The sequence below is a fragment of the Anaerolineales bacterium genome, assembly GCA_022866145.1.
In the GTDB taxonomy this organism is placed as follows: Bacteria; Chloroflexota; Anaerolineae; order Anaerolineales; family E44-bin32; genus PFL42.
Genome location: JALHUE010000316.1, coordinates 1 through 14,828, shown reverse-complemented (window position 1 = coordinate 14,828; position 14,828 = coordinate 1). Strand labels below are relative to the sequence as shown.

Here is a 14,828-nt window from a genome sequence, read left to right as displayed (position 1 = left end):
GGTTACGAACGGACCGTGGACGCGCACATCAAGAACCTGCGCTCGAAGCTTGAGACGGATTCTCGCCAGCCACGCTACGTGCAGACTGTCATCGGGGTAGGATACCGCCTTGCCGAAGAGTGAGCGGGGTCCGAGGCTGCGCACCAGCGTGGCGGCCAAGATCCTGTTTGCCATGGCGCTCTCCATCGCCGCTGCCCTGGCGACGTTGGCCCTCGTCGCCGCCCAGGCCGCGGCGCGTGAGTTCCAGGGCTACATGCTGCGCGGCGGCGAAGCCGGGCCGGGTCCGTTGGTCGAACTGCTGACTGCCTACTATGAGGACCGCGGCACCTGGGAGGGCGCCCAGCGTCTGCTGGGCGCTCCGGGCGACCACATGGGGATGATGGGCGGCGGAATGGCCGGCCGAGGCCTGATCCTGGTTGATGCTGGAGGTGTGGCCGTCGCCGGCCCGCGCGCCATCCTCGGCCAGGCCTTTTCCCCGGTCCAGCTCGAGAGCGCAGTCCCCGTGGTGCTTGATGGCGTAACGGTGGGCTTCATCATCCCGGGGCCGGTGGGGATGACCCCGGTGGAGCAGGAAGTCCTGGGCCGGGTGCGGCAGGCATTATGGCTGGCGGCTTTGGTGTCCGGCGCCCTGGCGATTGTGGTCGGCGGCTTGCTGGCGGCTTCCATCCTGCGGCCAATTCGAGACCTGACCTCCGCCGCCCGGGCGATTGCCTCCGGCGACCTGTCACGACGGGTGCCGATGCGGAGCAGCGACGAACTCGGAGAGCTCTCTCAGTCCTTCAATCAGATGGCGGGCAGCCTGCAGCGCTCGGAACAGCTGAGGCGCGAGATGACCGCCGATGTCGCACATGAACTCCGGACACCGCTGGCCGTGATGCGCGCCCGCCTGGAAGGGATCGCCGATGGCGTGTACTCGGCTTCGCAAGACTCGGTGCGCTCCGTGCTGGATCAGACGCTGGTGCTTAATCGGCTGGTGGAAGATCTGGGAACACTGGCGATGACCGATGCCAAGCAGCTGCGCCTGGACAAGACCCCGACGGATCTGCGGCCGCTGGCTGCCAGGGTGATGGAAGGCCACGCTGCCCGGGCAGCCTGCCTGACGGTCAACCTGCGGCTCGAGGCCCCGATCGAAGGCCTGACGGTGGACGCTGACCCGATCCGGCTCGAGCAGCTGTTGGGGAACCTGCTCACCAACGCCATTCGGCAAGGGCGTCCTGGCGGGGAGGTGGTCGTTCAGTTGAGCCAGCAGGCCGGCGGCTGGGCCGAGATCCGGGTGATGGACGACGGTGAGGGGATCCCCGAGGAAGCGCTCCCGTTCATCTTCGAGCGTTTCTACCGGACCGACAAATCGCGCGCCCGTTCAGAGGGCGGCACTGGCTTGGGGTTGGCGATCGCCCGCAACCTGGTGGAACTACACGGCGGGCAGATTACGGCCGCCAATCGGCAGCAGGGCGGGGCGGAGCTGGTGGTCCGCCTGCCGCTGGCCGCAGGCGCGGCGGGCCGGGCAGCGGGCTAGATCTCGCCGGCGAGGGCCCGGGCGCGCTTCCAGGGCGGCAGCTCCTGTTTTTCCGCTAAGGCCTCGCGCAGCTCAAAGATCTGGTCGCGCAGAGCCGCGGCCTGCTCGAATTCGAGACCCTCGGCAGCGGCCCGCATTTTCTTCTCCAGTTCCTTGATCACTCGGGCCAGCTCGTCCTTGGGCAGGTCGGTCGGCCTGAGCGCCGTGTACTCACCCTTGGATTCGGCCAGGGTGTGCATGGCCACCTGGTCGGTGATGTCTCGCACAGCTTTGATGATACTGGCCGGCTCGATGCCGTGCGCCTGGTTGTAAGCGACCTGCTTGGCGCGCCTGCGCTCGGTCTCTCCGAGGGCGCGCTGCATCGACCCGGTGATGGTGTCGGCGTACATGAGCACCCTGCCGTCGACGTGGCGAGCGGCGCGGCCAATCGTTTGGATCAAGGCCGTGTCTGATCGCAGGAACCCCTCTTTGTCGGCATCCAGGATGGCGACCAGCGAGACTTCCGGAAGATCCAGGCCCTCGCGCAGCAGATTGATCCCGACCACAACGTCGTACACTCCGAGACGCAAGTCGCGCAGGATCGAGACCCGCTCCAGAGTGTCGATCTCGGAGTGCAGATAGTGGACCTTGACGCCCATTTCCTGCAGGTAGTCGGAAAGATCCTCTGCCATGCGCTTGGTCAGGGTGGTGACCAGCGCCCGCTGGCCGGCTTCAACCCGGCGTCGAATTTCCCCAACCAGGTCATCGATCTGGCCCTTGACCGGGCGGACTTCCACCTCAGGGTCAACCAGCCCGGTCGGCCGGATGATCTGCTCGACTACTTGGCTGGCGCGCTCCATCTCGTACGGGCCCGGGGTGGCCGAGGTGTAGATCACCTGGCCAGCCCGCTGCTCGAACTCGTCGAAGGACAACGGGCGGTTGTCCAGGGCGGAGGGCAGACGGAATCCGTACTCGACGAGCGTTTCCTTGCGCGACCGGTCGCCGCCATACATACCGCGCACTTGGGGGATTGTCATGTGGCTCTCGTCGATCACCAGCAGGTAGTTCGGCGGGAAGTAGTCGATCAGAACCCAGGGCGGCGAGCCCGCCGGCCGTTGGTCGAGATGACGGGAGTAGTTCTCGACGCCGGAGGCGTAGCCGACTTCGCGCAACATTTCCAGGTCGTAGTTCGTGCGCTGCTCAAGCCGCTGAGCTTCGAGCAGGCGTCCGGCGCCCTTCAGCTCCTCTACTCGGCTCGCCAACTCGGCCTCGATCGCCTGCAGGGCGGCCTGCATCTTCTCAGCCTCGGTGATGAAGTGCTTGGCGGGATATATTGAAACCGAGTCGAGACTGGCGAGGATTTCCCCGGTCAGCGGATCGAAGCGGCTGATCCGCTCGACTTCCTCGCCAAAGAAACTGATCCGCAGGCCGAACTCATCGTATGCCGGGATCACCTCCAGCGTATCGCCGCGCACGCGGAAGGTCCCGCTGTGTAGGTCCACGTCGTTGCGCTGATACTGGCTCTCCACCAATTGACGCAGCACAGCCGCCCGCCGATAGGTGGCGCCTTTCTCGAGGTTGATAACAACCCGCCCGTAGGCCTCCGGGCTGCCGATCCCGTAGATGCAAGAGACCGAGGCCACAACGATGACATCCGACCGTGAGATCACCGACGTCGTCGCCGAGAGGCGCATGCGCTCGATGTCCTCGTTGATGTCGGTTTCTTTCTCGATGTACAGGTCGTGCCGGGGAACATAGGCTTCGGGCTGGTAGTAATCGTAGTAGGAGACGAAGTACTCGACCGCGTTCTCGGGAAAGAAGTCCTTGAACTCCGCATACAGCTGCGCGCCGAGGGTCTTGTTATGGGCCAGGATCAGGGTGGGGCGCTGCACGCGGGCGATGACGTTGGCGATGGTGAAGGTCTTCCCCGTGCCGGTAGCGCCCAGCAAGACCTGATGCCGGTCGCTGCGGTTCAGGCCGGCGACGAGTTGCTCGATGGCCTCGGGTTGATCCCCCGTGGCCTGGTAGGGAGCATGCAGCTTGAAGGCGGTCATCGGGTCAACTGGTCATTCTACCATTCCGGTCGAGCGGGATCGGGGTCAGCGGCCCGGCTCGCAGCGGCTGGGTGTGGGCTGCACCGTGCGCCGGGCGGGGGCTGTGGTTGAGCGCGGCGGAGTCCGCGGGATCCTTCGGAACCAGGCCATCCGGGCAGGCGCCGGCGCTCAGGCCATTGCCGCCAGATGGTCCACCCCGATAGCGCAGGCGGTGAGGATCACTCGTCCGCCCGGCCTCCCTTACGCAGGCCTACGCCGGCCAAGCTCCGTGAATTGGCAGAAGCCACCCGCGAGCTCGGGCCCGGGCAGCGGCCGCTGGTGCTAGAGGCTGCGTTGTGGTGGGGATCCGATGCGGTTGCGGCCGGCATCGGAGGGGGTGACCAGCCGGGCGCCGGTTTCGGCACACACCCCGATCAACTGCTGCCGCTGGGCCGAGGTTAAGGGGGCAAGGTGGGTGACGACCATTCGCACCCGCTCCTCCCCTAGCGCTTCGAGCAGGACGTCCCAGCCCGGGCCAGCCGGCATGTCGTCCACGATCATGCTGAGCTGAGCCTCGTCGAAGGGGCCGATCAGCTTCTCCAGCTGGCGGCGGAAGTCGTTCTCGGTATGCAGCCAGCGGAACGGAGGGCGAGAGCTGTCCTTTTCTAGCGGATGCTGACGCACCAGGTAGACGATGATGGGGCGGAGGGAGTCGGGGTTGGACACTGGATCGCCTTGGGTACGCGCGCCACTTCATAGAATAGCATACCGGATCCCTGGCCGCCATGCGGCCCCAGCTTCGCTCACCTGGGGGTTTCGTAACAAGAATGCGACCTTCCGGGGACCGGAGGCGAATTCCGACCCAACCGCGGCGCATGGCTATAATCCAGCCTGATGAGGCCCAGCCGGATCACGACTGCCAAGGCGGCGCTCTTGAGCGCGCTGTGGATCACTGCCTGCTCGCGGGCGAGTGCGCCAGCGCCCCCCCTGGCGTCCACGTCCGAAGCGCAGCCGGCGGCCTCGACTGCGCTGCACGCCGGCCGTCCCGAGCAGCTCTCTGAAGAGCAAATGATGCCAGCCGCCATCGGGGTTGTCAGCGCCGCGAATGTCCTGCGAATCCAGGCAGGGCTGCCTCCGCTGACGGCTTCCGGAACGCTGATGGGGCTGGCCCTGGCCCGCGCCCAGGGGATGACTGCCAGCAAGTACCTCGGTCACGAAGACCCCTCCGGCGCCTCTCCCAGTGCCCAGGAGCTGCTGCAGGCTACGGGATTTCGGGGGCCTGTGGGCGAGCTCGTCTATGGAAGTCAAAGAAACCTGGAGGGTCTTGCGGCGGATGCCGTGCGGGCCTGGGAGGCCAGCCCGGCCAATCGCGAGCTGCTGCTGAGCAGCAAGTACCGCTACGCCGGGGTTGGCATCCAGGGGGATGGAAACTGGTGGAAAGTCTCGCTGTTGTTGGCCGCCTCGGAGCCCTGAGTTCGCCCATGGGCAGCTGGCATTCGGCGAGATGAGGTGAGGGCATGGACAACCGCGAAGTCGGCGCTGTCTTCGATCGGATCGCGGATCTGCTGGAAATCCAGGGCGAGGCCGTCTATCGGGTCAACTCCTACCGGCGGGCTGCCGAGTCGGTTCGCACGACCAGCGAGGAGGTCTCGGCCCTGGCCGAACAGGGCCGGCTGCGCGAAATCCCCGGGGTAGGGGAGGCGTTCGCCGCCAAGATCGAGGAGCTGCTTCAGACGGGTCGCCTCGCTTTCTACGACAAGCTGGCGGGCGAGGTCCCCGAGGGTCTGGTCGCCGTGTTGGAGATTCAGGATGTGGGTCCCAAGAAGGCGGCCCGCTTCTGGAAAGAGCTGGGCGTGACCAGCGTCGATGAGCTGGAAGCCGCCGCGCGTGCAGGCAGGCTGCGGGCCATGTCTGGGATGGGCGAAAAGTCCGAGGCCCGGATCCTGGCCAGCATCGAGGCCTACCATCGCCGCTCCGGGCGCACTTCGATCGGCGTCGCCCTGCCGATGGCGGGGAGGTTGCTGGCGAAGCTGCGGGCGACTGAGGGGGTCGAATCGGCAGAGCTCGGAGGAAGCTTGCGGCGCTGGCGGGAAACTATTGGTGACATTGACCTGGTCGTGGCCTCTGCCGATCCAGGCGTCGTCCTGGCGGCCTTTGCGGCCTTCCCGGAGGTCCGGCGAGTACGTAGCCAGGGGGACACCAAGATCAGCGTCGAGCTCGATGGCGGCCTGCAAGCGCAGCTGTGGGTGCACCCCGGGCCGCGCTTTGGGACCGCCTGGCAATATGCGACGGGTTCGCAGGCCCACAACGTGCGCCTGCGTGAGCGGGCCCAGGCCCTCGGCCTTTCGCTATCCGAACACGGTTTCCGTCAGCAGGATGGCACCGAGATTCTGGCCGGCGAAGAGGGACACGTCTACAACCGCCTCGGCCTCCCCTGGATCCCACCGGAGCTGCGCGAAGACCGCGGAGAAGTGCAGGCTGCCTCTGCCGGGCAGCTTCCGGTCTTGGTCGCCGAGGCCGACCTGCGTGGGGAGCTCCATGCGCACTCGACCTGGAGCGATGGGATGGCCACGATCGCCGAGATGGCCGTGGCCGCCAGGGAGGCCGGCCTCGAGTATCTGGTGATCTCCGATCACAGCCAGAGTCTGGGCGTAGCCCGGGGGCTGACGGTCGATCGGCTGCGAGCACAGCGCCAGGAGATCGAGCAGGCTCAGAGACTGGTGGGCAGGCAGCCGCGGCTCTTGCAGGGCACCGAGGTCGAGATCCTGGCCGACGGCCGCCTGGATTTCCCGGACTCGGTCCTGGCGGAGCTGGACCTGGTCACGGCCTCCCTGCATACCTCGCTGCGCCAACCGCGGCAACAGGCGACGGCCCGCCTGTTGGCCGCCATCGGCAACCCGCATGTCGACCTGATCGGCCACCCGACCGGGCGCATGGTCGAGGGACGCGAGGGAGCCGACCTGGACCTGGACGAAGTGCTGTTGGCGGCACAGCGAACGCGCACCATCCTCGAAATCAACGCTCATCCTGACCGCCTGGATCTGAACGACGTGCACGCCCGGCGAGCCGGAGAGCTCGGGTGCATGCTGGCGATCAACACCGATGCCCACCGCCCCTCAGATTTCCAGCTGCGCCGCTATGGCGTAGGGATCGCCCGGCGTGCCTGGCTGGAAGCCGCTCAGATCGCCAACGCCTGGCCCTTGGACGAGCTGCAGGCCTGGCTCAGGACGAAGAATTAGCTGACGCAACCTATCCCCCCTCGCGGGGTTCTAGCGGGTTAGACGATTAACCAGGCAGGAACCAGGAGGGGAAATGCCCGAGTTGGCCATTGTCACCGACAGTACGGCTTACATCCCGGCTGACCTCATCGCCAAGTACAAGATCCTCGTCGCCCCGCAGATCGTGATCTGGGACGGTGAGGAGATGCGCGACGGTGTGGACATCATGCCCGCCGAGTTCTACGCCCGCCTCAGAACCTCCAAGACGATGCCGACCACCTCTCAGGCGACGATCGCCACCTTCCAGGTGATCTTCGAGCCGCTGGTTGCGCGCGGCGTCCCCATCCTGGCGATATTGGTCTCTCCGCACCTCTCCGGGACGATTCAATCTGCCGAGCAGGCGAAGAAGGTGTTTCCCGGGGCGAGGATCGAGATCGTCAACTCGGAGAGCGTGGCCATGGCTCTGGGCTACCAGGTCCTGGCTGCGGCTCGGGCGGCGGAGGCCGGGGAGTCCTTCGACAACGTCCTGGCCCTCGCCAAGCGGGTGAAGGATCTCACCGGGGTGGTCTTCCTTGTCGACACGCTGGAATTCCTTCACCGAGGCGGGCGGATCGGCGGGGCATCCCGCTTTCTGGGCTCGGCGCTCAACCTCAAGCCGCTGCTTGAGGTTCGGGCCGGGCGGGTCGAGGCGCTCGAGAAAGTACGGACCCGGGGTAAGGCTCGCGAGCGGCTGTTGGAGGTCATTGAGGAGCGGGTCCGAGGGAAGAAGGTGCTTCGGATCGCGACGCTGCATGCAGCGGCGGCAGAGGATGCCGAGGCGCTGTTGGCCGAGGCGACCAAGAGGTTGAAGCCGATTGAGGCGCACCTGACAGCCGTCAGCCCCGCCGTGGGTACCCACGCCGGGCCCGGGACGCTCGGTCTGGCATACTGCACCGAAGTCTAGCGAAGCCACGCACGCGGCCGGCGGTCCTCTCCTCGGGAGCGCCGGGCCTGCCCTAGCAGAACGCCCCGAGAGTCGCGGTGGGGCCGGGAGGCTTCCCGGCCCCACCGTCCGATTCGCGGTAGGCGCAATCCAAGACGGCCGGATGCGCGTAGTCATCCAGCAAGGCGTAATGCGAAGCAAGGTTCGCCACCCAACCCCCGCATGGGCGGAGATCTGCCCCGAAGCGGGAGTCTGGGTGGGCTCGGTCCCCCACCATGGATGGCTGGAGTGGTTGACAAACACGAGTGGTTCGGCGTACCATAGGCACGTTGTAGGTCGGATTTGACTAATTTGCCTTGACTAGGGATATGGACCGCGAGTTGCTGCTGTTGGGCCTGCTGCGTCAGGAAGAGATGCACGGCTATCGTCTCGTGGGATGGGTCGAGTCTGACCTGCGTTACTGCACGGATCTGAAGAAGCCGACGGTGTACTTCTTGCTGGGGAAGATGGAGAAGGCTGGCTGGGTGGCGCGCACGCGCTCTCGCCAGGGCAAACGCCCGCCGCGCTGGGTCTACCGGATCACTGAAGCAGGCGAAGCCCAGTTCCAGGAGCTGCTCCGCACGAACCTCTCAACCTACAAGCCTTCCAGGTTCACCGGAGACGTCGGCCTGGCCTTCCTCTCCGCTGTATCGGCGAAGGAGGCCGCCGAGTGTCTGGGCGGCCGCCGGCAGCAGATCCTGGCGGAGCAGGATAGCCTGCGCCACGCGCCTTTCCTCTTCGGCTCGACCGAGTGGGTGGCTTCCCACCAACGGGCGCACCTTGAGGCTGAGGCTCGCTGGCTGGATGCTCTGCTCGCGGCCTTGGCCGGGAATCCACCATGGGACGTAGCCAGGCCGGCTGCCGGTCCAGGCAGATCGCACTGAACATGAACTTCCACCGCGAGGGTGCTTCACGGTGAAGGCAAGAACGGTCATTGTCGTTTCGGCCATCTTCCTTGTGGTGCTGGTGTGCGGCTACTTGGTGGCGGCCAATGTCAACCTGCTGCCGGAGACCGCCTCGACCCGCGGCGAGCTAGTGAAGCGCCTGTTCAACTTCATGCTGGGCGCGGCCACGGTGGTTTTCGTTCTGGTTGAGGGCCTGCTGGTGTACTCCGTGCTGCGCTTCCGCCGCCGGGCCGGCGATGAGACCGAAGGCGCTCTGATCCACGGCAACACCTCGCTCGAGGTGTTCTGGACGGCCATCCCGGCACTGCTGGTGGTCGTGATGGTGGTGTATTCGTTCCGCGTGCTTTCCGCCAGCGAAGCCGCCGCCGACAAGCCGATGGTCGTCGAGGTCATCGGACGGCAATTCGCATGGGAGTTCCACTACCCCGAGCAGGGGCTGACCCCGAGCGACCTTCACTAGCCGGTGGAGATGCCGATCCGCTTTGAGGTCACATCGGAGGAGGTGGTCCATTCCTCCTGGATGCCCAATTTCCTAGCGAAGGGCGACGCCTCTCGAGAGCGAAGTGCGACGCCGGGCGCGGCCGGTCATAGGAGGTGCCATGCCAGGCGGTTGCCTGGGCGGCACATCCCGCTTGAAGGGCGGCCGCCCCGATCGGCGCCGAACGGGCGAGCAAGCCTGTGAACCCGATCACGACCGGACCCTCCCGGCGGTGTGTGGAAGTAATATTGTAGCTTCAGCCTCCCGCGAGGCCGGAGGAGCCGACAGTGGACTATCGACGCTTGGGTGCGACCGGACTGAAGGTCTCGGAGCTGTGTATGGGCACGATGCAGTTCGGTTGGACGGCGGACGAGGCCACCTCCCTGGCGGTCTTGGACGCTGCGGAGGAGGCGGGGATCAATTTCATCGACACGGCCGACGTCTACTCGCGCTGGGTCCCGGGAAACCCGGGCGGCGTGGCCGAGACCATCCTTGGGAAGTGGTTGCGGGCCTCACCCGGCCGGCGGGAACGGACGGTGATCGCCACCAAAGTCCGCGGGCCCATGGGAGATGCGCCCAATGATCAGGGTCTGTCGCGGGCCCATATCCAGCAGGCGGCGGAGGCCTCGCTGAGGCGGCTCGGCGTTGAGACCATCGACCTCTACCAGCTCCATTGGCCTGACGATGAGACGCCTTTGGAGGAGACGTTGAGTGCCCTGGATTGGCTGGTTCAGCAGGGAAAGGTGCGGTATCTCGGGTGCTCCAATTTCCCGGCGTGGCAATTGATGCAAGCTCTGTGGGTTGCAGATCGGGAGCACACTGCCGCCTTCGTCTGCGTTCAGCCGCATTTCAACCTGCTCAACCGAGCCGAGTATGAGCGCGAGCTCGAAGCGGTCTGCCTCCGCTACGGCCTGGGAGTGATCCCTTATAGCCCACTGGCGGGCGGCTTCCTAACTGGCAAGTACCGCCAGGGAGAGGCGCCCGAGCCCGGGACCAGGGGCGAGTCGAGCAGTCGCATTCAGGCCTGGCTGGGCCAGTCGCGTCCCTGGACCGTGCTCGAAACTCTTCATTCATTGGGCACAGCTCGATCCAAGTCCGCCCTGCAGATGGCCTTGGGATGGCTCCTCAGCCGGCCGAGCGTCACCAGCCCGATTATCGGGCCGCGGTCGCTCGAACAGCTTGGCGAGAACCTCGGCGCGGTCGGTCTGCGACTGGAGGAGAGCGAAGTGGCCGCTCTGGATCAGGCCTCGGCCTGGATTTGACAGTTTGCGTCGATGCGGGGCCTCCGCGGAGGCGCGCAACAAGAGGACGGCTCCATGCGAAAGCCCCAGGAGTAGGAACCCATGAGCAAGCCGACATGGTCCCCCGTGGCAAGGAAGGGAGGGGGGCCGCCCGTTGCGGTGATCACCGGCGCCTCGAGCGGCATTGGGGCGGAGTTTGCCCGTCAGCTCGCATCGGCTGGCATGGGGCTGGTGCTGGTAGCCCGCCGGCGAGAGCGGTTGGCCAAGCTCGCCCAGGAACTGGCTTCGAGCTCGAGCGCTCCCGTTGAGATCGAGGTCTGTGACCTGACCGACCGGGAGTCCCTGGAGGCGCTGGCCGAGCGCCTGTCTTCCCGATCAGACATCGATCTGCTAGTCAGCAGTGCCGGCGTGGCCCTCGTCGGCCGGTTTGCAGCGGCAGAGGTTTCCCGCCAGATCTCCCTGCTCGACCTGCACGTCATCGCCCCGACTCGGCTGACGCGAGCTGTGCTACCTCAGATGATCGCCCGGGGGCACGGTGCCGTTATCCAGGTGTCATCGCTGGCCGGGATGTTCTCCCGGCTGAGCTCGCCGACCTACGGTTCCAGCAAGGCATATCTGAACGCCTTCTCGGAATCGCTGGCCGAGGAGACATCAGGCACTGGCGTGTGCTTCCAAGCCTTGTGCCCTGGGTTCACGGTTACAGAACTCCATTCGACGCCGGAGTTCGACGGGATCGATATACATGCCCGAATCCCCGGGGTGCTGTGGTTGTCCGCTGAGCGGGTCGTGCGGGAGTCGCTGGTAGGCCTGGCCGAGGGCAAGCGGGTGGTGGTCCCGGGCCGTCGCTACCGCTGGCTGAGGGCGCTGGCGGGGAACCGGTACTCGATAGCCCTGGCCTGCCGCTGGCGGGCGGGGCGCCGATGGCGGCGGCGCGTCGAACCCTGAAGCCCGCTGGCCTGCGTTCCCCGCAGCCGGCGGTCAACCGGAGCCGGTGGAGGCTGCTCCAGGCTGCCACTGGCCCCCCGAGCTGGTCCGCCACAGACTCCAAGGAGATACGGGAGCCGGGCGATCCTCCACGGCAACCTCGGCGCCTGTTCGGTTGCCCGCGGGTGAGCCTCGGGCGCGCCGCGGCGCCTTGCGCGCACTTATGGAAAGTATGAGCCGACGATGCTATAATCACCGCCGCAACCATCGTCTGGAGCTCCGTGTATGGACGAGGCCATTGGCCGCTACCTGGCCCACCTGAAGGGACAGGGGCGATCCCCGAACACTCTCCTGGCGTATCACGCTGACCTGCGCCAGTTCTGCCGCATCCTGGAATCCCACCTCGGTCGACAGGTGCAGGCGTCGGACCTCTCCCCTGAGTCGCTCGCAGGCTACGTTTCCTGGCTAACCCAGCAAACCTATCGACCGGCGACCCTGGCGCGCAAGACGGCCGCGGTCCGCTCATTTGTCGAGTTCTTGCATGTACACGACAAGAGCGTTCCGGAAGGCCTGACTGCCGGGCTGCGGGCGCCGGTCCCGCCGCGCCAATCCCCGCGTGTCCTGACCCCGAACGAGATCGGCCTCATCGTCGATCTCGCTTCACGCAGCGGATCGGCGCGCGGGATGCGGGATGCCGCGATTCTCTCGCTGCTGTACAGCACGGGCCTTCGGGCGGCCGATGCCGTCCGGTTGAAGCTCCCGGATATCGACCTGGAGGCTGGCACGGTGCGAGTGCCTGGCAGCACGCGTAGCCCGGTCGCGCTGGGGGCTTCCCAAGCCCATCTGCAGCGGTATCTGCAGCAGGCCCGTCAACATCTGGCCGGCGCGCCCGGTGAGCAGGCGTTGTTCCTGAACCAGCGCGGCACGGTGATGAGCCGTCAGGGGCTCTGGCTCGTTGTCAAGCGCTGGTCGCGGGCCGCAGGCCTGGGCGAAGACGTCTCTCCGCACTCGCTTCGCCACTCCCTGGCGCACCACTTGCTTGGGCAAGGCAAATCCAGGCGGGAGGTCCAGCAGATTCTAGGGCTCAGCAGTCCGAATGCTCTCCGGGTCCAGCGGGAGGGAGCTGCCCAGTGAGCGACTCATCCGCCGAGTTCTTGACCGTCGAGGAAATCGACCGGGTCGCAGCCTTCCTGCGTTCGCGACTTCCGCAGTCTCCTGAAGTGGGCGTGGTTCTGGGGTCGGGTCTGGGCCCGCTGGCGGACGCTCTCGAGAGCTCAGTCAGCATTCCTGCGCAGGAGGTCCCCGGCTGGCCGGTGCCCACCGTTGAAGGCCATGGCGGAAACGTAGTTGCGGGTCGCTTGGGCGCCAGGTCTGTCATCGTGCTGCAGGGCCGGGCCCACTATTACGAAGGTCACCCCATGTCCCGGATTGGACTGCCGATCCGGGTGATGCGCCGCCTGGGGGTTGAGACGCTGTTCGTCACAAACGCCGCCGGAGCCGTCCATCCCGAGTATCAGCCGGGCGATGTGATGCTCATCCGCGATCATATCAACCTGCTCGGAATGTCCGGCCTCTCTCCGTTGCGCGGCCCGAACCTGGACGCCTTTGGGCCTCGCTTCCCCGATATGAGTCAGGCCTACGACCGGGGCCTGCTGCGCCTAGCAGCCGAGGTGGCGGCGGCGGCCGGCATTCGGGCTCACGAGGGGGTGTATGCCTGCCTGGCCGGCCCGTCCTTCGAAACGCCGGCGGACCTGCGCTTCTTACGCTGCATTGGCGTGGATGCAGTCGGTATGTCGACCGTGCCTGAAGTCACCGTGGCGCGACACAGTGGGATGCGGGTCCTGGGCATCTCCGGGATCAGCAACAAGGCGAACCTGGACGGCGACACCGTCACCACTCATGAAGAGGTCCTGCAGGCGGGTCAGATCCTGGTGCCCAAGGTGCTGACCATTCTTCGGGGCGTCTTGAACCGACTGTGACGCGATCGGGGCATGGAAGAAGCCATCCTGTTCGTCGAGGCCAATCAGGCCTGGATCTACCTGCTGCTGGCACTGGCTGGCGGGCTATACCTTCGCCAGGTGCTGCGTTCGTATCGACAGCGACGTGAGACGATCTTCGCCCTCGAGCGTGAGCGGACTACCGGACGGCTACGCGCCTCGGCGGCGATGCTGGGGACAGTGCTGGGGCTGATGCTGGTTACCTTCCTGGTCTCCACCTTCGCGGCCCCGGCAATCCCGGCCTCCATCCGCCCGACAGCCTTGCCGACCCTGTCGTTGCTGCCGACCGCGACCCTGGCCCTGGTTGCCTCAGGGGAGCAGCTGGCCACTGCCACTCCGCTTCCGGCTGTGACGGTCGATTCTGCCGGATGCCAGAATCCGGTGGCGACGGTGACGGCACCGGCGAACGGAGACAGCCTGAGCGGTGTCGTCGAGGTTGCAGGTACAGCCAACATTGAGAACTTCGCCTTCTACAAGCTAGAGTACATCAGCCTGGTTCCGGGAGCGGTGTGGCGGGCGGTGTGGGCCGGAACAACCCCCGTGGTGGATGACCAACTGGGAACTTGGGATACCTCGCTCGTGATCCCGGGGGACTACGCCTTCCGCCTGGTGGTGACGGATGCCGCAGGCAATGCCCCGCTTCCGTGCATGCTCCAGGTCCGGGTTCAGGCCGCTGCTTGAGGAGCGATCCGCGAAAAGGGGCTAGCCATGACGCAGCGCATCAGCATCCGCCAGGCGATCTCCAGCGACATCACCGACCTGGTCGCCCTGGATCATGACTACAGCACCGACCACGTCTGGCAGATGGCGCTCAACCGTTCAAGCGACGAGATCAGCCTGACCTTTCGCCAGGTGCGCCTGCCGCGCCCGATGCGCGTCCACTACCCGCGAGCACCGCAACGCCTGGCGGATGAGTGGACTCGAAGGGCCGCCGTTCTGGTAGGTGAGGCAGACGGGGAGCGACTGGCGTATCTGTCGCTCGTTCCGGCCCCAGCCGACAACTCGGGCTGGATCTCGGACCTGGTCGTCTCGAGCAAGCACCGCCGGCAGGGGATTGCGACCGCCATGATCGGGATGGCGCGCAGGTGGTGCCGTGAGCGGCGCTACGACAGCCTGTTCGCAGAAATGCAGAGCAAGAACTTTCCGGCCATCAATCTGGCGCGCAAACTCGGGTTCTCCTTTGCTGGGTACAGTGACCAGTATTACCCCGATCAGGACATCGCCCTGTTCTTCCGGCTGAGCATTCGCGAGCGGCCCGAGGGGTAATGGACAATCTGTTCGTCGCCGGCCTGGTTGTCCTCAACCAGATCCTTGAGGCCGCCAACGCCATCACGGCGTTCTCGCTGCTGACCTATGCCCTGACCTTCAACCTGCGCGAGCGCGTGGCGCGCTCGACGGCCGTCCTGCTGGGGAGCCTGACGCTCGTGTACTTCGGAGATGTCATGGCCGGGCTGACCGCCAATCCGCAGGAGGTCGAGGCCTGGCTGCGCATTGGATGGCTGGGCCTGTGTGTGCTGCCGGCCAGCTACCTTCACCTGAGCGATACGCTGTTGGAGGCCACCGGCCGCCGGTCCCG

15 protein-coding genes are annotated in these 14,828 nt (G+C 66.1%); 13 read left to right on the top strand and 2 right to left on the bottom strand.

Features of this window, described 5'->3' with window-relative positions:
• Positions 1-109 precede the first annotated feature (109 nt).
• Positions 110-1,516 carry an ATP-binding protein gene (locus MUO23_09820; protein ID MCJ7513250.1) on the top strand — a complete coding sequence of 469 codons (1,407 nt, stop codon included), beginning with the start codon at positions 110-112 and terminating at the stop codon, positions 1,514-1,516.
• Here the strand turns inward: MUO23_09820 and uvrB are convergent.
• Positions 1,513-3,549 (bottom strand): excinuclease ABC subunit UvrB, encoded by a 2,037-nt coding sequence (gene uvrB, locus MUO23_09815; protein ID MCJ7513249.1) that lies wholly within the window; start codon positions 3,547-3,549, stop codon positions 1,513-1,515. The genes MUO23_09820 and uvrB overlap by 4 nt on opposite strands.
• 321 nt (positions 3,550-3,870) lie before the next feature.
• A complete protein-coding gene (locus MUO23_09810) occupies positions 3,871-4,254 on the bottom strand; it encodes a hypothetical protein (protein ID MCJ7513248.1) in 384 nt (127 codons plus the stop codon).
• 168 nt (positions 4,255-4,422) lie between these two features.
• Between MUO23_09810 and MUO23_09805 the strand changes: the two genes are divergently transcribed.
• The 12 genes from MUO23_09805 to MUO23_09750 all read left to right on the top strand — a co-directional run.
• Entirely contained in the window at positions 4,423-5,001 is a 579-nt protein-coding gene (locus MUO23_09805; protein ID MCJ7513247.1) for a CAP domain-containing protein, read from the top strand.
• A gap of 44 nt (positions 5,002-5,045) precedes the next feature.
• Complete coding sequence (gene polX, locus MUO23_09800) at positions 5,046-6,767, top strand: DNA polymerase/3'-5' exonuclease PolX (protein MCJ7513246.1); 1,722 nt, start codon at positions 5,046-5,048, stop codon at positions 6,765-6,767.
• Between the two features lie 73 nt (positions 6,768-6,840).
• Entirely contained in the window at positions 6,841-7,689 is an 849-nt protein-coding gene (locus MUO23_09795; protein MCJ7513245.1) for a DegV family protein, read from the top strand.
• 347 nt (positions 7,690-8,036) lie between these two features.
• A complete protein-coding gene (locus MUO23_09790; protein ID MCJ7513244.1) occupies positions 8,037-8,591 on the top strand; it encodes a PadR family transcriptional regulator in 555 nt (184 codons plus the stop codon).
• 31 nt (positions 8,592-8,622) lie between these two features.
• Positions 8,623-9,072 (top strand): hypothetical protein, encoded by a 450-nt coding sequence (locus MUO23_09785; GenBank protein MCJ7513243.1) that lies wholly within the window; start codon positions 8,623-8,625, stop codon positions 9,070-9,072.
• A 305-nt stretch (positions 9,073-9,377) separates the two neighbouring features.
• On the top strand, positions 9,378-10,352 hold the full coding sequence (locus tag MUO23_09780) for an aldo/keto reductase (protein MCJ7513242.1): 975 nt from the start codon (positions 9,378-9,380) through the stop codon (positions 10,350-10,352).
• Between the two features lie 81 nt (positions 10,353-10,433).
• Positions 10,434-11,276 (top strand): SDR family oxidoreductase, encoded by an 843-nt coding sequence (locus tag MUO23_09775; protein MCJ7513241.1) that lies wholly within the window; start codon positions 10,434-10,436, stop codon positions 11,274-11,276.
• Positions 11,277-11,540: 264 nt separating this feature from the next.
• Positions 11,541-12,389 (top strand): tyrosine-type recombinase/integrase, encoded by an 849-nt coding sequence (locus MUO23_09770; GenBank protein MCJ7513240.1) that lies wholly within the window; start codon positions 11,541-11,543, stop codon positions 12,387-12,389.
• Positions 12,386-13,234, top strand: coding sequence for a purine-nucleoside phosphorylase (locus MUO23_09765; protein ID MCJ7513239.1), 849 nt, complete (start codon positions 12,386-12,388; stop codon positions 13,232-13,234). Before MUO23_09770 ends, MUO23_09765 begins: the two co-directional genes overlap by 4 nt.
• Before the next feature lie 12 nt (positions 13,235-13,246).
• The gene (locus tag MUO23_09760) at positions 13,247-13,933 is read left to right on the top strand and encodes a hypothetical protein (GenBank protein ID MCJ7513238.1); all 687 of its coding nucleotides are present in this window, start codon (positions 13,247-13,249) and stop codon (positions 13,931-13,933) included.
• Between the two features lie 27 nt (positions 13,934-13,960).
• Positions 13,961-14,518, top strand: a complete 558-nt coding sequence (locus MUO23_09755; protein MCJ7513237.1) for a GNAT family N-acetyltransferase — start codon at positions 13,961-13,963, stop codon at positions 14,516-14,518.
• A partial coding sequence (locus tag MUO23_09750; GenBank protein ID MCJ7513236.1) for a hypothetical protein occupies positions 14,518-14,828 on the top strand: 311 nt, incomplete at its 3' end. The genes MUO23_09755 and MUO23_09750, both read left to right, overlap by 1 nt.